Origin of the sequence: Escherichia sp. E10V5 (genome assembly GCF_004212315.1) — a bacterium.
GTDB lineage: Bacteria > Pseudomonadota > Gammaproteobacteria > Enterobacterales > Enterobacteriaceae > Escherichia.
In genome coordinates, this window is sequence record NZ_RHJM01000009.1 from 67,643 (window position 1) to 85,523 (window position 17,881).

General features: G+C 50.2%; 18 protein-coding genes. 4 read left to right on the forward strand and 14 right to left on the reverse strand.

The window, feature by feature from the left end; all coding sequences use genetic code 11:
- Nucleotides 1-127: 127 nt before the first annotated feature.
- The 7 genes from chbG to osmE form a co-directional block, all read right to left on the reverse strand.
- The gene (gene chbG, locus D9738_RS07230) at nucleotides 128-886 is read right to left on the reverse strand and encodes a chitin disaccharide deacetylase (protein ID WP_130259849.1); all 759 of its coding nucleotides are present in this window, start codon (nucleotides 884-886) and stop codon (nucleotides 128-130) included.
- A gap of 12 nt (nucleotides 887-898) precedes the next feature.
- On the reverse strand, nucleotides 899-2,251 hold the full coding sequence (gene celF, locus D9738_RS07235) for a 6-phospho-beta-glucosidase (protein WP_130259850.1): 1,353 nt from the start codon (nucleotides 2,249-2,251) through the stop codon (nucleotides 899-901).
- Between the two features lie 119 nt (nucleotides 2,252-2,370).
- Complete coding sequence (chbR, locus tag D9738_RS07240; protein WP_171021378.1) at nucleotides 2,371-3,213, reverse strand: transcriptional regulator ChbR; 843 nt, start codon at nucleotides 3,211-3,213, stop codon at nucleotides 2,371-2,373.
- A gap of 7 nt (nucleotides 3,214-3,220) precedes the next feature.
- Nucleotides 3,221-3,571 (reverse strand): PTS N,N'-diacetylchitobiose transporter subunit IIA, encoded by a 351-nt coding sequence (gene chbA / locus D9738_RS07245; RefSeq protein WP_064529165.1) that lies wholly within the window; start codon nucleotides 3,569-3,571, stop codon nucleotides 3,221-3,223.
- A 53-nt stretch (nucleotides 3,572-3,624) separates the two neighbouring features.
- The gene (gene chbC / locus D9738_RS07250) at nucleotides 3,625-4,983 is read right to left on the reverse strand and encodes a PTS N,N'-diacetylchitobiose transporter subunit IIC (RefSeq protein WP_130208308.1); all 1,359 of its coding nucleotides are present in this window, start codon (nucleotides 4,981-4,983) and stop codon (nucleotides 3,625-3,627) included.
- Between the two features lie 81 nt (nucleotides 4,984-5,064).
- The gene (gene chbB / locus D9738_RS07255; protein WP_000412160.1) at nucleotides 5,065-5,385 is read right to left on the reverse strand and encodes a PTS N,N'-diacetylchitobiose transporter subunit IIB; all 321 of its coding nucleotides are present in this window, start codon (nucleotides 5,383-5,385) and stop codon (nucleotides 5,065-5,067) included.
- Nucleotides 5,386-5,684: 299 nt separating this feature from the next.
- On the reverse strand, nucleotides 5,685-6,023 hold the full coding sequence (gene osmE, locus D9738_RS07265; protein ID WP_064529167.1) for an osmotically-inducible lipoprotein OsmE: 339 nt from the start codon (nucleotides 6,021-6,023) through the stop codon (nucleotides 5,685-5,687).
- A 200-nt stretch (nucleotides 6,024-6,223) separates the two neighbouring features.
- Between osmE and nadE the strand changes: the two genes are divergently transcribed.
- A complete protein-coding gene (gene nadE, locus D9738_RS07270) occupies nucleotides 6,224-7,051 on the forward strand; it encodes an ammonia-dependent NAD(+) synthetase (RefSeq protein WP_130259851.1) in 828 nt (275 codons plus the stop codon).
- Nucleotides 7,052-7,285: 234 nt separating this feature from the next.
- Nucleotides 7,286-8,173 (forward strand): excinuclease Cho, encoded by an 888-nt coding sequence (gene cho, locus D9738_RS07275; RefSeq protein ID WP_130259852.1) that lies wholly within the window; start codon nucleotides 7,286-7,288, stop codon nucleotides 8,171-8,173.
- Here the strand turns inward: cho and ves are convergent.
- From ves to astC, 7 genes are all read right to left on the reverse strand, one after another.
- Nucleotides 8,133-8,708: an environmental stress-induced protein Ves gene (gene ves, locus D9738_RS07280; protein ID WP_130259853.1), complete on the reverse strand. Its 576-nt coding sequence runs from the start codon at nucleotides 8,706-8,708 to the stop codon at nucleotides 8,133-8,135. The two genes, cho and ves, sit on opposite strands and share 41 nt — an antisense overlap.
- Nucleotides 8,709-8,905: 197 nt before the next feature.
- Nucleotides 8,906-9,391 carry an ATP-independent periplasmic protein-refolding chaperone Spy gene (spy, locus tag D9738_RS07285; protein ID WP_130208314.1) on the reverse strand — a complete coding sequence of 162 codons (486 nt, stop codon included), beginning with the start codon at nucleotides 9,389-9,391 and terminating at the stop codon, nucleotides 8,906-8,908.
- 328 nt (nucleotides 9,392-9,719) lie between these two features.
- Nucleotides 9,720-10,688, reverse strand: a complete 969-nt coding sequence (gene astE / locus D9738_RS07290) for a succinylglutamate desuccinylase (protein ID WP_130259854.1) — start codon at nucleotides 10,686-10,688, stop codon at nucleotides 9,720-9,722.
- On the reverse strand, nucleotides 10,681-12,024 hold the full coding sequence (astB, locus tag D9738_RS07295) for an N-succinylarginine dihydrolase (protein ID WP_130208318.1): 1,344 nt from the start codon (nucleotides 12,022-12,024) through the stop codon (nucleotides 10,681-10,683). The genes astE and astB overlap by 8 nt, the downstream gene beginning before the upstream one ends.
- Nucleotides 12,021-13,499, reverse strand: a complete 1,479-nt coding sequence (gene astD / locus D9738_RS07300) for a succinylglutamate-semialdehyde dehydrogenase (RefSeq protein ID WP_130259855.1) — start codon at nucleotides 13,497-13,499, stop codon at nucleotides 12,021-12,023. Before astD ends, astB begins: the two co-directional genes overlap by 4 nt.
- Complete coding sequence (gene astA, locus D9738_RS07305) at nucleotides 13,496-14,530, reverse strand: arginine N-succinyltransferase (RefSeq protein WP_130259856.1); 1,035 nt, start codon at nucleotides 14,528-14,530, stop codon at nucleotides 13,496-13,498. Before astA ends, astD begins: the two co-directional genes overlap by 4 nt.
- Complete coding sequence (gene astC, locus D9738_RS07310) at nucleotides 14,527-15,747, reverse strand: succinylornithine/acetylornithine transaminase (RefSeq protein ID WP_130259857.1); 1,221 nt, start codon at nucleotides 15,745-15,747, stop codon at nucleotides 14,527-14,529. Before astC ends, astA begins: the two co-directional genes overlap by 4 nt.
- Before the next feature lie 445 nt (nucleotides 15,748-16,192).
- Between astC and xthA the strand changes: the two genes are divergently transcribed.
- Together xthA and D9738_RS07325 are read left to right on the forward strand one after the other, a co-directional pair.
- Nucleotides 16,193-16,999: an exodeoxyribonuclease III gene (gene xthA, locus D9738_RS07320; RefSeq protein WP_130259859.1), complete on the forward strand. Its 807-nt coding sequence runs from the start codon at nucleotides 16,193-16,195 to the stop codon at nucleotides 16,997-16,999.
- A gap of 167 nt (nucleotides 17,000-17,166) precedes the next feature.
- Nucleotides 17,167-17,877 (forward strand): TVP38/TMEM64 family protein, encoded by a 711-nt coding sequence (locus D9738_RS07325; protein ID WP_130259860.1) that lies wholly within the window; start codon nucleotides 17,167-17,169, stop codon nucleotides 17,875-17,877.
- Nucleotides 17,878-17,881 lie beyond the last annotated feature (4 nt).

Below are 17,881 nucleotides of genomic sequence, written 5' to 3' on the forward strand. Positions count from 1 at the left end.
AAATTGCGCCACCTTTGCCTGATGCGCTGCGCTTATCAGGCTTACCGGATGCTCATAATGCTTTGAAATTTAAATATATTGTATGCCGAACAAGGTGTTTACGCCGCATCCGGCAAAACAGCCTTACCTACACATCCAGATAACTACCCAACCGATAACCACGCTCGGCAATGGCATACTTCAACGACGCCGATGTTAACACATCCAGTTCCGCTAACCGTGGGAAACAGTAAGCACTCTGGCGAATTGTATTATCGACAAACGCAGGATGGCACATCACTTCCAGTGAGCGTTCACCGCGATGACTGGAATCATCCAACACTTGCAGGAACAGTGATTCACTGATCTCTTCACCATAGAATGCACTACTGAAGCCCTGTGAACTGCGCAGATTTGCGGGTAAATCACCGTCGTTAAATACTGGCTGGCGATCAATACGCAACGCAATCTCCTCTTCAGCCGCAAACTTCGCCACAATCGGGAAAATCTGCGGGAACATATGCACATGATGATGACTATCAAGATGTGTTGGTTTGCGGCCAAACAATTCAATGAATCGCAGATACTGGCTGGCGAGTTCCTGGGAAATTTCTTCCAGTGGTAAGGCATCATCTTCTGCCAGCTGCCAGATCCATTTCCCCAACACACCTTGCCGGGTAAGCCCAGGCATCTCAGTCAGCGGCTTACCCAGTGTAAGGACAAAGTGCATCCCAACTGCCAGACTCGGCTCATCACGACTTAACCGCACCGCATGGTCGATAGCTTCCCCATTTACCAGCGCCGTCGTTGAGGTGACAATACCATTACGACAGGCCTCGATAATGCCGTAGTTCTGGCCTCTACTTAAGCCAAAGTCATCAGCATTAACAATCAGTAAGCGTTCCATAATCAGCCTCAGTTAATGTGCTTTTTTGAGTTCTGCAATGCAGTCAGCAAAGTTTGGCAACCACTTCTCATGCGCCAGAATCATCTCTCTTGCCAGCAGTTCCGCGTCACGATCGGAATGCACCAGCGGGCTAAGGTTGAGCGCCAGTAACACATCGTTAAATTCACCGCTAAGGGCTGCGTGACTGGCGGCAATCTCAAAACCTTTGATGGTATGAATCAAGCCCATCACTTTGTCATCGAAGTGTGTAATGCGTGGATGTGGCGTCGCGCCATCGCGCCCCAGTGTACAGGTCATTTCTACCGCCCAGTCTGCCGGAATATTATCAATATGCCCATGATGTGGGATATTAACGTAATGTTCCGCTTGCTTGTCGTTGTAGATAGCATTAATCACTTCACACGCCGCATCTGAGTAATATGCCCCGCCGCGCTGTTCCAGTTCTTTCGGCTTAACTTTCAGGTCCGGATTTTTATACAGGTCAAAGAGTTGTTTCTCGACTTTCTGTACCACCTGTGCACGTGCACCGCCTTTATAATACTCACCCATTTCAATCGCCAGCATCTCTTTTTGCTTGAAGTAATAAAGCAGATACGAGCACGGCAACAGATTCAGTGAGCGAATTAAGCCTTCGCTAAACGGCAGATCGAAAATATTTTTTACGCCAGACGCTTTTAACTGCCCGGATGCCACACCATCAAGCAATTCGGCAAAGCGAGACTTGCCATTTACCAGAACATCTTTAATAAACACCATGTGGTTCAGCCCGAACAGATCGATAGATAAATCATCGTTCTCATTCAACGCTAAAACATCGCTGATAAACATCTTCATGCCAATCGGAATATTACACACGCCGATAAAGCGTTTAAATCCGGTATGACGATAAACGGCTTCGGTGACCATTCCCGCTGGGTTCGTAAAGTTAATCACCCAGGCATTGGGGCAGAGTTCTTCAACATCTTTGACTATGTCAAAAATCACCGGAATAGTACGCAGACCTTTAAACAGGCCACCTGCACCGTTGGTTTCCTGGCCGAGATAACCATGACTTAACGGAATACGTTCATCGAGTTCGCGTGCTGGTAATTGACCTACGCGCAGCTGGGTGGTGACGAAATCGGCATCTTTCAATGCTTCGCGGCGATCAAGCGTTTTATAAAGCTTCATTGGTACACCAGCGTTATCAATCATCCGCTGGCAGAGATCGAAAATAATATCCAGCTTCGCTTTACCCTCTTCGATGTCCACCAGCCATAATTCACTCACCGGCAATTCGTGATAACGTTTAATAAACCCTTCCAGTAATTCCGGGGTATAGCTGCTCCCGCCACCAATAGTGACGACTTTTAATTTCTGGCTCATAATTTCTCCCTTCATTAGGAAATACTGATATTCGTCGTGCCTGCCGCTAAGTCAGGAATAACCCGGAAACACCAGGTTATACAGAGCAAGCATGTAAATTTAGTGTTCTGATACAATGGCTACTGATTAAATTCAGTCAATTTTTTACGATAGCTATTGGGTGTAAACGAGGTCAATTTCTTAAACGTTTTAATAAACAGACTGGGGCTACTATAACCGGCTTCAAATGCAATATCTGTTACCGAATAGTTGGTCATTTCCAGTTGTTTTTTGGCAAAATTAATGCGAATTTCATTAATAATTTGCATTGGCGTTTTGCCATAATATCGCTGGGTCGCACGCGTCAAATATTCCTGCGATTTCGCCGACAGTATCACCATATTTTCCAACGCATTTTCACTAAACTGCTCTTTATCATGCATCTTTTCAACCGTGCTTTTCAGCCACTGAGGCACATCATCAATTACCTGTTCTTCACGGTAATGACGTAAGCGGTTGATAACATAAAAAGTCACTGTCTCAACAAACTCTTCCAGCCCGGTTTCACGGAAATTCAGTGAAGAGATGACCGTTTCCACATAGGTGAGAAAAGCGCTATTGGTCCGGTATACCTGTGATGCGACAAAGCAATAAGGCAACAACGGCAGATAATGCTGCTCAAAAAAACGTTTGCTGATCCCAACATTTAATATACGCGTGGCGCCAAACTCATAAAAACTTTGATGGTGCGAGCCCAACGGAATAAAGACAAAATCGCCCCGCTCCAGCAACACGCGTTTACCGTTTATCTCTTGGTAATAACGACCAGTTAACACCAGGGTGAATTCATAATAGTCGTGTTGATGCAGCCCACTGATACTCTCAGTTTTGTTGTAGATAAACACATGGAAGTTTTTGCCATTAAACAGTTGTTGTTCACGGGCTGTGGCAATTTCCGGCGCGTTAATCACTGACTGCATCATCAACTCCTTATGCCTTCAATTTTTCATGAAGCTCAATTAATTCGCTAATCAGTTCACGTGCAAGCATTGAGGTCATTAAATGATCCTGAGCGTGGACCAGCACCAGACTCACTTTCATCTTACCTTCGCCCGCATCGCCTTCAATCAGTTTCGTCTGTACCAGATGCGCTTCATTCAACGCCATTCGTGACTGATCCATCATCGCTTTTGCTGCCGCAAAATCGCCCTGCTTTGCCTGTTTCAGCGCCGCATACGCCAGACTGCGCGCCTGCCCGGAGTTGATGATAAGCCCCATCACCACTTCTTCCAGTTCTTCGGCTTCGGTTTGCGTATCCGGGATATTGTCGAGATCCATCATACTCAGTTCCTCACTTTCCTTACCCGGCACAGCGTTACCTGTGCCGATATCGATTAAAATTTCAGCGCGTTAGCAATATCTTCTTCACTCTCTTCTTTATCAATCACGTTTTGTGCTTTGTTAGCCACCACAACAAATGGCAGATAAATCAGCGTGGCGATACCGAGGTTAAAGAGTGCGACCAGTAAGGCGGCGACGCTACCGTTGGTGTTAAAGAAGGCTCCCAGACCGGTTGGCATGGTCCACGGCGCAATGTTGGTCACTGGTGGAATAATGCCCATGTAATATGCCGCCAGGGTGATTGCCGCCAGAATCGGTTGTACCAGCACAAACGGGATAAACATCACCGGGTTCATAATAATCGGCAGACCAAACAGAATCGGTTCGTTAATCTGGAAGATGCCTGACGGCAGAGCCAGTTTTGCCACCTGACGATAATCAGCACGGCGAGAAGCAATAAAGATAGCCAAAATCAGGCCCAGGGTCGCGCCACTACCACCGAGGAAAATAAAGGAGTCCAGCATCGGCTTGGCCCAGATATGGAAGGTCTTACCGGCAGCTAATGCCGCTTCGACGGAACCATATTGCTGGTAGGTCGCGATGTTTTCCAACGCCCACGGCGTCATGATGCCGTTGTCCAGTGCAGTCAGCGCCAGCGCGCCGTGAATACCGAAGAACCACAGCAGTGGAACAAAAATCACATACGCCCAGCCGACCACGCTACCCAACGATGCCAGCGGCGTCGAGATGGTATCCATGATGATCTGATGGAAGTTTGTGCCCCAGGTCGTCAGCGCCCAGGCAATAATCCCCATCACGGAAAGAATAATAAAGCCGGGAATCAATGCAGAGAAAGAACGCGATACCGACGCAGGTACGCTATCGGGCAGTCTAATTACCCAGTTGCGGCGGACAATAAAGGTAAACATTTCTGCCACCACCAGGCCGATAATAATCCCGGAGATGATATTCGCGCCGCCTAACCAATTAGCGCCGACGGCATAAGCCTCGCCGACGCTATAAGGCGTGACGGTCATAAACGCCGCAACGGATAACAATCCCGCTGCCAGCGCATCGACTTTACGCTCTTCTGCCAGCGCCATGCCGATAAAGAACGGTGCCATTAAAGACATAATCCCCAATGTTCCGTTATAAACATTTCCGCCAATACCTTTCAGACCATTGAGTGTTTCAATGGTCGAGGCGTCGAGGCGAATACCTAAGGAATAAAAAAACGACCCCTCCCCAAAGCTAAGGAAAACGTTATTAATTAATACAAACATCGCCCCTGCGAGGGTTAACGGCATTAAGCGAATAAAACCGTTTTTGATTGCATTAACGTGCGGCTGCTTTCCTATTTTAACTGCAAAAGGGAGGAGTACCTTTTCAAGCGATGCAATAACATTACTCATAGAAAAATACCCTTAAAAACCGCAACTTAAATATCGCGGTATAGATTTATGAAATAACTCTTTGACGGGAAAATTTAAAAATTAATTTGCTGCGGCTTTTTTAATTGCTGCAACTGCAGCCTTAAGCACGCCTAAACCATCGACTTTGCCATATAACAGCGAGTCAATTACTTCCACCGGTTTATTGGGTAACAAACGCTGAATTTCGGGCAACATATAAGCAATCTGTGGCCCTAATAAAACGACATCGGCATTCAGCCCTTTTTCACCAGCCAGCGTTTCTGGAAATGCTTCAATAATGACCGGAACTTCATATTTTTCTGCCTGAGCGCGCATTTTTGATACCAGTAAAGAGGTAGACATGCCCGCAGAACAAAACAGATAAATGTGTTTCTTTTCCATAAAACTGCCCTCATCAACGATTATCTGTCAGCCAGACACTCCGCAAGCCTTCACCTGCTTCCATGCTCTGGGTAACTTGCGAAACCAACATGACTTTTTTTGGTGGCTGAAAAGAGTATACGGTATTGACCTGAGCAATAGTATTTCTTTGACTATACAAATTGTCTCTCCTTGACCTGCTGTTATGACCACCTTCACATTTCGGTTAAATAATTCGCGTCAACAAATAAGAACACGCGCATAAAAAAACCGGCACAATGGCCGGTTTTCGTTGTGACTCAAGCTTTCAGATGAAGGAATTACTTCGCAGCCTGCGGATCAGTGTCGTATTCGGCACAGGTCTGATAGCCGGTATTGATCACATGCCCGGTATCATCTAACGCGACAAAATAGGTTTCTGCTTTACCATCACGTTGACCCAGAATGTAGGTCTGGCAAGTACCACGAGCATGGATCATGCTCACTTCAGACGAAGGTTTACCCGCAATTTGTGCAACCTGCGCCCGGCTCATGCCTTTTTTGACGTCTTTCACCACAGGCTGTACAAACTGGTCTTTGGTACGATCATACGCCGTACAACCTGCCAGCATGGTTAATACCGCCGCTGCACCCAGAATTCCTGCCATATTCTTGTTCATATTCCGTCCTCTTGTTTATCAGCGTGTTAGATAAGCCTGGAATACATCGGGGGCTTTTTCAAGCCTGAGAGCGAAACGGTTTCGCTTTCAGAGGATTCCTGTATGACGTTTTAACCACCATTCAACCTGCTGTCGCTTGTCGTTTCTGTAGCAACGGGTTAGCTTTAAGGAAGTTTTATTTTTCTGTCTGGAGGGGTTCAATGACATTGCAGCAACAAATAATAAAGGCGCTGGGCGCAAAACCGCAGATTAATGCTGAAGAGGAAATTCGTCGTAGCGTCGATTTTCTGAAAAGCTATCTACAAACCTACCCGTTCATTAAATCACTGGTACTCGGCATTAGCGGTGGTCAGGACTCTACCCTTGCCGGTAAGTTGTGTCAGATGGCAATTAATGAACTGCGCCAGGAAACCGGTAATGAATCACTGCAATTTATCGCCGTGCGCCTGCCCTACGGTGTTCAGGCCGACGAACAAGATTGCCAGGACGCCATTGCCTTTATTCAGCCGGATCGCGTATTAACCGTCAATATCAAGGGCGCGGTACTCGCCAGTGAACAGGCATTGCGGGAAGCGGGTATCGAACTGAGCGATTTTGTGCGTGGCAATGAGAAAGCACGTGAGCGGATGAAAGCGCAATACAGCATTGCGGGTATGACTAATGGCGTCGTAGTTGGCACCGATCATGCGGCAGAAGCCATTACTGGATTCTTCACTAAATATGGTGATGGTGGCACAGACATTAACCCTCTGTATCGTCTGAACAAACGTCAGGGTAAACAGTTACTGGCGGCGTTAGGTTGCCCTGAGCATCTCTATAAGAAGGCCCCAACAGCCGACCTGGAAGATGACCGCCCGTCACTGCCAGATGAAGTCGCGCTCGGCGTAACGTATGAAAATATCGATGACTATCTGGAAGGGAAAAATGTCCCGGAACAGGTCGCCAGAACGATTGAGAATTGGTATCTGAAAACCGAGCATAAACGCCGCCCACCCATTACGGTTTTCGAGGATTTCTGGAAAAAATAAACAGTGCGGCCTCCCCGCCTGAGATTGTCGACACCAAACACTTTATTCATGCCGGATGTGGCGTAAACGTCTTATCCGGCCTGCAAAACTTTGCAAATTAAATACATTGCAGGAATCGAGTAGGCCTGATAAGCGTAGCGCATCTGGCAGTTTACATTTGTCATCGGCCTTGCCTCTTTTTTAATCGCCACCCACTCGCTATACTGGATAAATGACCAGCACTCGGAGTAAACAGTGGTACGGCGTTTAACTTCCCCGCGGCTCGAATTTGAAGCGGCGGCAATTTATGAATATCCCGAACATTTACGTTCATTTCTTACTGACTTACCCACCCGACCCGGTGTGTATCTGTTTCATGGCGAAAGTAACACTATGCCGCTCTATATCGGCAAAAGCGTTAACATCCGCAGCCGCGTCCTTTCCCATTTACGTACCCCGGATGAAGCGGCCATGCTGCGACAATCCCGACGCATTAGCTGGATATGTACCGCGGGCGAAATCGGCGCTCTGCTCCTTGAAGCGCGTCTAATCAAAGAGCAACAGCCTTTGTTTAATAAACGGTTGCGCCGCAATCGTCAGCTCTGCGCCCTGCAACTGAATGAAAAACGCGTAGATGTGGTGTACGCCAAAGACGTGGATTTTTCTACTGCGCCAAACCTGTTTGGCCTGTTTGCCAATCGCCGCTCGGCATTACAGGCATTACAGACAATCGCCGATGAACAAAAGCTCTGTTATGGCCTGCTCGGGCTGGAACCGTTAAGCCGCGGTCGTGCTTGCTTTCGGTCGGCGCTAAAACGTTGCGCCGGAGCGTGCTGCGGAAAAGAGAGCCATGAAGATCATGCTCAACGTCTGCTCCAGTCGCTGGAACGTTTGCGGGTGATCTGCTGGCCGTGGCAAGGTGCGGTTGCGTTGAAAGAACAGCACCCGGAAATGACCCAATACCATATTATTCATAACTGGCTGTGGCTGGGGGCAGTTAATTCGCTGGAAGAGGCGGCAACGTTGATCCGTACGCCTGCCGGATTCGATCACGATGGTTATAAAATTCTTTGTAAACCACTACTTTCCAGTCGCTATGAAATTACTGAACTTGATCCGGTGAATGGTCTGCAAGCCAGTTAATTTCACTGAACAGCAGTTTGCCTTGCGGTTGCAAAAGCCGCAGGGTGTGTTTGCCATCGTACCAGCACGCGCCCTGGTCGGTGGTTAACAATTTTTCGCCCAGTTGCCATGCCCCGCTAATCACAAACACCACCCCGCCGCGTGAGCCAAAAGTGGTGAACGTGCGATCGGCAATTCTGACTTTCGCCTTACAGGCATCCAGGCGCGTCATAATGTTGAAATCCATCGACATCTGCCCTTCCGTCAGTTTCGCTTTTACCACCTGGTCCGCCGCAAAAGCAAAAGGCTGTAACGGCTTTAAGGTATGGCTAAAACGGTCTGCGCTTTCAAGAAGCATCTCACCGCCTTCCAGCAGCGTCACACTTCTTTCCATCCCAGGAAATAAAGAAAATTCACCATTGGCCGCAATGGACGCAATGCTGGCACGCCAGTAAAAATCACGTTTCGCAGGGGGAAAACTACAGATCTCACGAGTTTCACCGGCAGCGTTTCGCCACAGGTTCACCGACATTTTACGCATATCAAAGTATTCCATACTCGCTCCGGGCATGCTCTTTTCATTGTTATCGCTCAGGCAACCGTGGATTGTTATCGGCAACTCGTATGATTTACCTTAACGTTTTCGCAAAAATGACAGACACAGGCGCATAAAAGAAAACCGCCGATCCTGTCCACCGCCTTACTGCAAGGTAGTGGACAAGACCGGCGGTCTTAAGTTTTTTGGCTGAAAGATTATTCAGCAGTTGCAGGCATTTTACCTTTTCCCGCTGGGCGTTCTGTCAGACGCTTCTCAAAATTAGCATTAAATTGCTTTTTCTGCTCCGGCGTCAGGATGTTGTAAATCTTGTTCTGGGTTTCCATATGCGCCAGCATGTTAGCTTTGCGCTGTTCTTCCATTTTAGCAATCTGCGCTTCAGCTTTTGCTTTGTCGAAAGTATCGCTGGCGATGATGTCATGCATTGCGCGGCGTTCTTCCAGCGGCGGACGTTTCATCTGGTCACGCTGGCCTTTCATGATTTCACGAATCTGCTGTTTCTGCGCGTCGGTCAGGTTCAGGTCTTTGAACATCATGTCCTGATGCGGACCGAACTTGCCTTTATGGTGCATCATCGGCTTCGCGTCAGCCGGTGCTGCGGTAGTGGTGTCAGCGGCGTGGGCCAGGTTAGCCGCGCCAAGAGCCAGGGTAGAGGCAACAAACAGTGCAGTTAATTTACGCATATTCTATATCCTTCCTTTCAGTTATTTGTTACGGCTTTCTTAAGTAACGTGCCGTGTTGACGAGATTAACTTTACTGAGTTTAGCGTCAATTAATCAGAGCAACGGTAAATCAATGAAAGTATAAAAAACATTTTTTCGCCAATTATGGAGAAAAAAAGAAAAATTGAAGGAAAGTGATGAATAAATATTACAAGACAATGATTTTGCAGAAATTATGAAGGACTATACCTGATAAATGGCGATAAATAAAGCAAACATCCAGGATTAATCCGTATTATTCCGAAAGTCGTTATTAAATACCCGCAGAAACCTTTCTGCGGGCAAGTGCTAGGTTATTTTTTCCAGCATTAATCCCGCGCGTAATCCCAACGCCACCAATGGATTGGGGAATAGCACATATTCAATATCATGAGTCACGGTAAAACGTTCCTCATCATCCTGCGCCAATAACGTTCCTTTCTTAAACGGCGTGAAATTCAGCGTCTCGCTCGCCATATGCAACTCGAAGGCAGCAGTGTGACGGGTAATCTGCGAAACCACCCGGTAACGCTGGGGCAGTTTTCTCTCTATACCGACACTTGCCCCTGCTAACAGCGCAGCAATTGCATTGGTGGTTGGCGCAAACTGACGAAGATCGTTTTGCCCAAACGGCAGTGCTTTGCCTAGCTCCAGCGTACACGCCAGTGCGCCAAAATGTTGGCAGCTGAAATGGGTAAACGTGCCGCCGGGCGCCTGATGAAATACCAACGCCTCTAGCCCTGCCGCGCCCAGCCATATCAGAAAACTTTCGTCCCAGGGAATTTCTCGTTGCGGTAAAACACCAAACCGCTGGTGGTACGAGCCGCGGATGGCTGTATGCAGATCAAGATGCCAGCGAAATGACTCCTTCCCCTGCTGATAAAAATCTTCCAGGCACTGTTCCAGCTCGCGGGCGCGGCAGGTTTCGCCGCTTTCGGCAAATTGCTGCCAGCGTCCGCCAAACATCCGGTTTATATCGCTATGGCAATAGCGCTTTCCTTGCTTGAGCGCAGGGGGATTTCCGAGGATTGCCAACAAGCGCCAGCGTAACTTAATTTCACCGTGATAAATTGCGCCAAGTAAGGCGTCCAGCATTTCTACGGGCGCCGTTTCATTACCGTGGATCCCCGCCGAAATTACCAACGCGCCTTGCGGTGGGATTAATGGCGTCAGTTCCAGCACGCCATCCCCCAGCCAGCGCCAGCGAATACCGTTGATTTCTCTCTCGGTGATGACAGGTTTTTTACCCTCTAATGTCAGAGTGAGAAAATTATCCATTCTCCCCTCCCTCACGCTGGAACGGATAAACCGAACCGAGATTCAATAATTGAGTCAACGCATCCAGTGCTTCCCGCCCTTCGCGCAGCAATTGCGGGTCGGCCAGATCGGCAGCACTCAGACGATCGCGGTAGTAACGATCCACCCAGTCATTGAGCGCATTAAACAGCGTATCGTTCATCATCACCGCCGGATTCACCGCCTGACGTTCTTCATCCGTCAACACAACGCGCAAACGCAGGCACGCAGGGCCTCCGCCGTTCGCCATGCTTTCGCGCAAATCAAAAACTTTTAGTGAGCTTATCGGGTTATCCGCAGCAAGGAGTTCATTGAGATAACGCCATACTCCGGCGTGTTCCCGACACTCCTGTGGCAGCACCAGCATCATCGAACCATCATCGCGACTCAACAACTGGCTGTTAAACAGATAGGTCGAGACAGCATCCGGAACGGAAACCTGCGACGTCGGTACTTCTATCGCCATAAAGCCGTTGACCCGCGAACGCAGGTTTGCCAGTAATTGCGCCTGGCGAGCGAACGCCTGTTGATGGCAAAACAGCACCTGACGGTTACTCACGGCAATCACGTCATTATGAAAAACGCCCTGGTCGATAACGTCCGGGTTTTGCTGGGCGAAAATCACCTGCTGCGGATTAACCTGATTCAGCCTGGCTACCGCCTCGCTGGCTTCACGGGTCTGCCGCGCCGGATATCGGGAAGGCCGCGTACCGTTACCCTCTTCTCGCCCGTAAACAAAAATCTGCATGCCCGGTTCGCCGTAATGACCGCCGAGGCGATTGTGGTTTGCCGCCCCTTCGTCACCGAGCATCGCCACCTGTGGCAACGCCGAATGGATGGTGAATTTCTCTTTATCGTTAAAAATGGCGTTTAACAGCGATTCGGTGACGGGGGCTTCCAGCGAACGGTGAAATTTATTGTTCAGGTTGGCGACCGTGAAATGTACTTTGCCATCCAGCGTATCGGCGGATGGCGCTACCGTGGCCGCATTAGCTACCCACATTGGCGATGCTGAACTGACGCTGGAAAGCCAGTGTGGTGCCTGGCGGGCAACCTTTTCCAGTACCTGCTCATCGCTGCCGCTGAATCCCAACTGACGCAGCACCGGAATAAACGGACGCTCGTGCGGCGGGATCACCGCCTGGGGAAATCCCGCATCGGCAAGGGCTTTCATTTTCAGTAAGCCTTGCTTCGCCGCCAGTCGTGGATTCGATACCTGAAAACGATGACTGGTGGAGGCTTCATTACCAAACGACAGGCCAGCGTAATGGTGCGTCAGCCCCACCAATCCATCGAAATTGACTTCCCAGGCATTCATCGCGCCACCTCATCAGAAAAATCAAGCCCGGGGTTAAGCATTGTGGGCAACGTTAACGAGTCCGACTCCAGGCTCGCCATCGGCCAGGCACAATAATCCGCCGCATACCAGGCGCTGGGGCGATGGTTGCCGGAAGCGCCAATGCCGCCGAATGGTGCTGTACTGGCGGCTCCGGTAAGCGGTTTGTTCCAGTTAACAATTCCTGCCCGCGCTTCCAGTAATAGTTGCTCGAACTTTTCCCGTTTTGGGGAAACCAGCCCACAAGAGAGGCCAAAGCGGGTGTTATTCGCCATCTTTATCGCCCCATCAAAAGTGTCATAACGCCATACGCGAAGTAGCGGCCCAAACACTTCTTCATCCGGCACGCCTGAAACGCCCGTCATTTCAACGATCCCCGGCGTCAGCAGCGATGTTCCCGCTTGTAGCAAACGTGGCGCAAGCAGCGTTTGCCCGCCCAATGCTTCCAGTTCCTGCCTGGCAGTAACAACCTGCTGTGCGGCCTGTTCAGAAATCAGCCCACCAATAAACGGCTGCGGTTCGTCATCCCATTTCCCCGGCGTTAACCGCTGGCTGACGGCAACAAGGCGAGCAAGAAACGCATCGCCCTGCGCCCCGCTTTTCACCAATAAACGGCGGGCGCAGGTGCAGCGTTGCCCGGCAGTGACAAATGCCGACTGGATAGTCAGATGGACAGCGGCGTCGATATCCACCACGTCATCAATAATCAGCGGGTTATTGCCGCCCATTTCGAGGGCAAGAATTTTTTCCGGCTGACCGGAAAGCTGGCGATGTAACTGGTAGCCGGTATTGGCGCTGCCGGTAAACAGCAAGCCGTCGAGATCCTCCAGCGCACTGAGCGCCTGACCGGTTTCGCGCCCACCTTGCACCAGGTTCAGCACGCCCGACGGCAAGCCTGCCTGCTGCCATAAACGCATGACTGCCTCGCCGCTCCAGGGGGTTAGTTCGCTGGGTTTAAAGATTATCGTGTTACCTGCCAGCAGCGCCGGAACGATATGCCCGTTAGGCAGATGCCCGGGGAAATTGTACGGTCCAAACACCGCCAGCACGCCATGTGGACGATGCCGCAAGCTCTCCGCTCCATCCGGCATTTCACTACGCTGCTCTCCCGTGCGAGCGTGATACGCCTTGATTGATATCGCGATCTTATTGATCATCGCCGTCACTTCGGTTGCCGCCTCCCAACGCGGTTTGCCGGTTTCTCTGGCAATAATCGCCGTTAATTCGGCTTTGTTGCTTTCCAGCAGTGCAGCAAATCGTTCAACTCTTACCTGACGATCGCCAAAAGAGAGCCGCGCCCAACGCGGAAACGCTGCGCGAGCGGCCCGACAAGCCTGCTCAACCTGAGCCGCATCGGCATCATTGCCCTGCCATAACACCTCGCCCGATACCGGATTACGCTTCACGCGCTGTGCGCCCTGGCCCGTCACCCAGTCACCGTTGATCCATAAAGTCATGCTGTTTTCTCCTCTGCACACAGGCGCACCAGACGAACGCGATCCCCGGCGTGGCATTTGAGGGCATCCAGTTGTGCGGCGGTTAAAATCAAACGTTCGGTCGCCGGATCGGCTCGCACCAGCAACACGCGGAAATGGTGATAATTTTCATTGGCGACCAGGCAAGCCGGAAAATCTCCCTGTGCAGGTTGTCCTTCCGCTACTCCCACCAGCCGACTTTTGCGGATAGCGCGAACGCGGTCAATGTCACACTCCAGCGTCGGCCCGCCGTCGAAAATGTCGATATAGTTGCGGTAGCGAAAGCCCTCTTTTTCCAGCACCGCCCGCGCGGGCGCAGTTTGCGGATGAACCTGACCGATGACGTCCTGGGCTTCCTGGGATAAAAAGTCCGTATAGATCGGATGTTTCGGCATCAGTTCTGCAATAAATGCCTTTTGCCCGGTGCCGCAGAGAAAATCGGCGCGGCTAAAATCCATCGAAAAGAAGCGTTTACCGAGGCTTTGCCAGAACGGTGAATAGCCGTGTTCGTCAATCACCCCGCGCATTTCCGCGACCACTTTGTCATTAAACTTGTCGCGAAAAGCCGCCATAAACATAAAGCGCGATTTCGACAACAAATAGCCGTTGCCCTCTTTGCGCCAGTCCGGGTCGAGAAACAGCGTGCACAGCTCGCTGCTGCCGGTGTGATCGTTACTGAGAAACAGCGTCGGCAACGCGTTATAGACATTCAGCTCTTTTGAGGCGTGGACCAGCGTGCCGACGCGATAGTTGTACCAGGGATCGTTCAGCCCAACTGCCACCTCTATGGCGCAAATTCCCGCCACAGTACCTGTTTCACTCTCTTCCAGCACAAACACATAGCCCTGCTCGCTTTTGGGCAGTTCGCCCTGCCAGGTTTTGATTGCCCTTTCGATACGTGCCGAAAGCGTGGCTTCATTGGCGGGAAGCGACGTCAGGCCGCCGCCCGTTTTGCTGGCAAGCTGCATCAGCGCTGAGACATCTGATCGCTCAACGGGACGGATGACCATCATGATGAACCTCGGCTAACAAAGTGTTCGCAAGCAGCTGCAAAGCGATCCAGTCCGGTCGTCACCTCTTCTTCGCTGACATTCAGTGCAGGCGCAAAACGCACCACGTTGCCACCCGCAATCAGTACCATCACGCCCGCTTTCGCCGCTTCCTGAGAAATTTGTTTCGCTTGCCCGGCGTAATCGGCATTCAGCACACAGCCAATCAGCAGACCTAAGCCGCGAACTTCACTGAACAAACCGCAGCGGTGATTAATGGTATTAAGACGTTCAACAAACCAGTCATGACGCTGTTTAACGCCATTAAGCACCTCTGGCGTGTTGATGAGATCCAGCACTTTGCCTGCCACCGCCGAGGCCAGCGGATTGCCGCCATAGGTGGTGCCATGAGTGCCAACGGTCATCACGCTGGCGCATTCTTCGGTTGCCAACAGAGCGCCAACGGGGAAACCGCCGCCCAGCGCTTTGGCGGTAGTTAACAGATCTGGCGTCACGCCGTAGTGCATATAGGCATACAGTTCCCCGGTGCGCCCGACGCCCGTTTGTACTTCATCAAAAATCAGCAAAGCATTGTGGCGGTCACACAATTCACGCAGACCTTGTAAAAACGCGTTGCTGGCGGGTACCACACCGCCTTCCCCCTGGATGGGCTCGACAATCACCGCACAGGTGGAGTCATCAATCCGCGCGCTGGCAGAGTTAATATCGTTATACGCAGCATGACGGATATCCGGCGGCAGTGGCGCAAAATCCTGTGAATAGGCTGGCTGCCCGCCTGCGCTGACGGTAAACAGCGTGCGCCCGTGAAACGCATTTTTAAACGCCACGATGCCGCTCTTATGGCTGCCGTAGCGGTCGTGGGCGAATTTACGCGCCAGTTTTAGCGCCGCTTCGTTGGCTTCCGCGCCGGAGTTACAAAAGAAGACGCGATCGGCAAACGTGGCGTCGATCAATTTTTTCGCCAGTCGCAGTACCGGTTCGTTGGTGTAACCGTTGCCGGTATGCCAGAACTTACTCGCCTGTTCGTTCAGCGCCTCGCGCAGTTCCGGATGCGCATGACCCAATGCGTTTACCGCAATGCCACCCGCGAAGTCGATATACTCTTTCCCCTGCTGATCCCACAAGCGCGAACCTTCGCCACGTACCGGTATAAACGGTGCCGGAGCGTAAACAGGTATCATCCATTCATCAAAGTTTTCACGCGTAATTGGCTGAGACATAGCGACCTCTACAGTAAATAATTCGTTATTTATATGTTAATAATGAGTAATGTTTGCGCTGTAAATGTAGATTGCAGGGTTCATGCCAGCCAGGGGGAAAAGTGCATAAATGACGGTCACCAACTGGAAATCAATGAGTTACAACCGAACAATATGCACCTTAAGTGCATATAAAGTGAATATGTTTGCCATGTAGATGAATAATTAGAATAAAAAACGCAATGTTATGCAGAAGTAAAATATAATTCTGGAATTGTGATCTTTGACGAAATTTACTGGAAATTACTGCGCCATTCTGACGCAACTCGCACCAAAAGCGGGCATTTTCTGCGCCATCGTTGACATCATTAACAACCATCGATCAAATCACTTAACAACAGGCAGTAAGTCAGACGAATTTCTGCTAACATCCACGCACTCATTATCAGAATAAATGGCAGCGACTATGAAATTTGTCTCTTTTAATATCAACGGCCTGCGCGCCAGACCACACCAGCTTGAAGCTATCGTCGACAAGCACCAGCCTGATGTGATTGGCCTGCAGGAGACAAAAGTTCATGATGATATGTTTCCGCTCGAAGATGTGGCAAAGCTCGGCTACAACGTGTTTTATCACGGGCAGAAAGGCCATTACGGCGTGGCGCTGTTGACCAAAGAGACGCCGATTGCCGTGCGTCGTGGCTTCCCAGGCGACGGCGAAGAGGCACAACGGCGGATTATTATGGCGGAAATCCCCTCACCGCTAGGCAATGTCACCGTGATCAACGGCTACTTCCCGCAGGGCGAAAGCCGCGACCATCCCATAAAATTCCCGGCTAAAGCACAGTTTTACCAGAACCTGCAAAACTACCTGGAAACCGAACTCAAACGTGATAATCCGGTGCTGATTATGGGCGATATGAATATCAGCCCCACCGACCTGGATATCGGCATTGGCGAAGAGAACCGCAAACGCTGGCTGCGTACTGGTAAATGTTCTTTCCTGCCGGAAGAACGCGAATGGATGGACAGGCTGATAAGCTGGGGGCTGGTCGATACCTTCCGCCATGCGAACCCAGAAACGGCAGATCGCTTCTCGTGGTTTGATTACCGCTCAAAAGGTTTTGACGATAACCGTGGTCTGCGTATCGACCTGCTGCTTGCCAGCCAGCCACTGGCCGAATGCTGCGTAGAAACCGGCATCGACTATGAAATCCGCAGTATGGAAAAACCGTCAGATCACGCACCTGTCTGGGCCACCTTCCGCCGCTAATTTCTCCGTTCTCCTGGCTCGCACTGGGTCAGGAGAATTAACCTTGAGAAAAATCAACAAACTGTCAGTAATGATTTGTTGCCCGCCGTCCTTTGTTATACCGTCACTGCGTTTTTTAGTTGTCTGACCACTTCTCTATTATCAAGTTTGATATAGGAAACTCCACGATGAACGCTGAGCGTAAATTTCTTTTTGCCTGTCTGTTTTTTGCGCTGATAATTTACGCTATCCATGCTTTCGGTTTATTCGATCTACTCACCGATTTACCCCACTTACAGACACTCATTCGCCAGAGCGGATTGTTCGGTTATAGCCTCTATATTCTGTTATTCATCATCGCCACCCTCTTTCTGCTACCGGGCAGCGTACTGGTGATCGCTGGAGGAATAGTTTTTGGCCCGCTAACAGGAACGCTACTTTCGTTAATTGCCGCCACGCTGGCCTCGTCGTGCTCATTCCTGTTGGCGCGCTTTCTGGGGCGTGATTTACTGTTGAAATACGTCGGTCATTGCCACACTTTTCAGGCTATTGAAAAAGGCATTACGCGTAACGGTATCGATTTTCTTATTCTGACCCGCTTAATCCCGCTATTTCCATACAATATTCAAAATTACGCTTACGGATTAACCGCCATCGCCTTCTGGCCTTATACCCTTATTTCGGCATTAACCACTCTGCCTGGAATAGTGATTTATACCGTGATGGCCAGCGATCTTGCCAGTGAAGGCATTACGCTGCGCTTTATTTTACAACTCTGTCTGGCGGGCCTGGCGCTGTTTATTCTCGTCCAGCTCGCCAAACTCTACGCCCGACACAAACATGTGGATCTGTCTGCTTCGCGCCGCAGCCCACTTACTCACCCTAAAAATGAAGGATAGAACG

Coding starts and splice junctions, on each gene's coding strand:
- astB (WP_130208318.1), bottom strand. CDS start 12,024: ATGAATGCCTGGGAAGTCAATTTCGATGGATTGGTGGGGCTGACGCAC.
- astD (WP_130259855.1), bottom strand. CDS start 13,499: ATGACTTTATGGATCAACGGTGACTGGGTGACGGGCCAGGGCGCACAG.
- astA (WP_130259856.1), bottom strand. CDS start 14,530: ATGATGGTCATCCGTCCCGTTGAGCGATCAGATGTCTCAGCGCTGATG.
- astC (WP_130259857.1), bottom strand. CDS start 15,747: ATGTCTCAGCCAATTACGCGTGAAAACTTTGATGAATGGATGATACCT.
- astE (WP_130259854.1), bottom strand. CDS start 10,688: ATGGATAATTTTCTCACTCTGACATTAGAGGGTAAAAAACCTGTCATC.
- chbB (WP_000412160.1), bottom strand. CDS start 5,385: ATGGAAAAGAAACACATTTATCTGTTTTGTTCTGCGGGCATGTCTACC.
- nadE (WP_130259851.1), top strand. CDS start 6,224: ATGACATTGCAGCAACAAATAATAAAGGCGCTGGGCGCAAAACCGCAG.
- chbR (WP_171021378.1), bottom strand. CDS start 3,213: ATGATGCAGTCAGTGATTAACGCGCCGGAAATTGCCACAGCCCGTGAA.
- celF (WP_130259850.1), bottom strand. CDS start 2,251: ATGAGCCAGAAATTAAAAGTCGTCACTATTGGTGGCGGGAGCAGCTAT.
- chbG (WP_130259849.1), bottom strand. CDS start 886: ATGGAACGCTTACTGATTGTTAATGCTGATGACTTTGGCTTAAGTAGA.
- chbA (WP_064529165.1), bottom strand. CDS start 3,571: ATGATGGATCTCGACAATATCCCGGATACGCAAACCGAAGCCGAAGAA.
- osmE (WP_064529167.1), bottom strand. CDS start 6,023: ATGAACAAGAATATGGCAGGAATTCTGGGTGCAGCGGCGGTATTAACC.
- ves (WP_130259853.1), bottom strand. CDS start 8,708: ATGGAATACTTTGATATGCGTAAAATGTCGGTGAACCTGTGGCGAAAC.
- xthA (WP_130259859.1), top strand. CDS start 16,193: ATGAAATTTGTCTCTTTTAATATCAACGGCCTGCGCGCCAGACCACAC.
- spy (WP_130208314.1), bottom strand. CDS start 9,391: ATGCGTAAATTAACTGCACTGTTTGTTGCCTCTACCCTGGCTCTTGGC.
- chbC (WP_130208308.1), bottom strand. CDS start 4,983: ATGAGTAATGTTATTGCATCGCTTGAAAAGGTACTCCTCCCTTTTGCA.
- D9738_RS07325 (WP_130259860.1), top strand. CDS start 17,167: ATGAACGCTGAGCGTAAATTTCTTTTTGCCTGTCTGTTTTTTGCGCTG.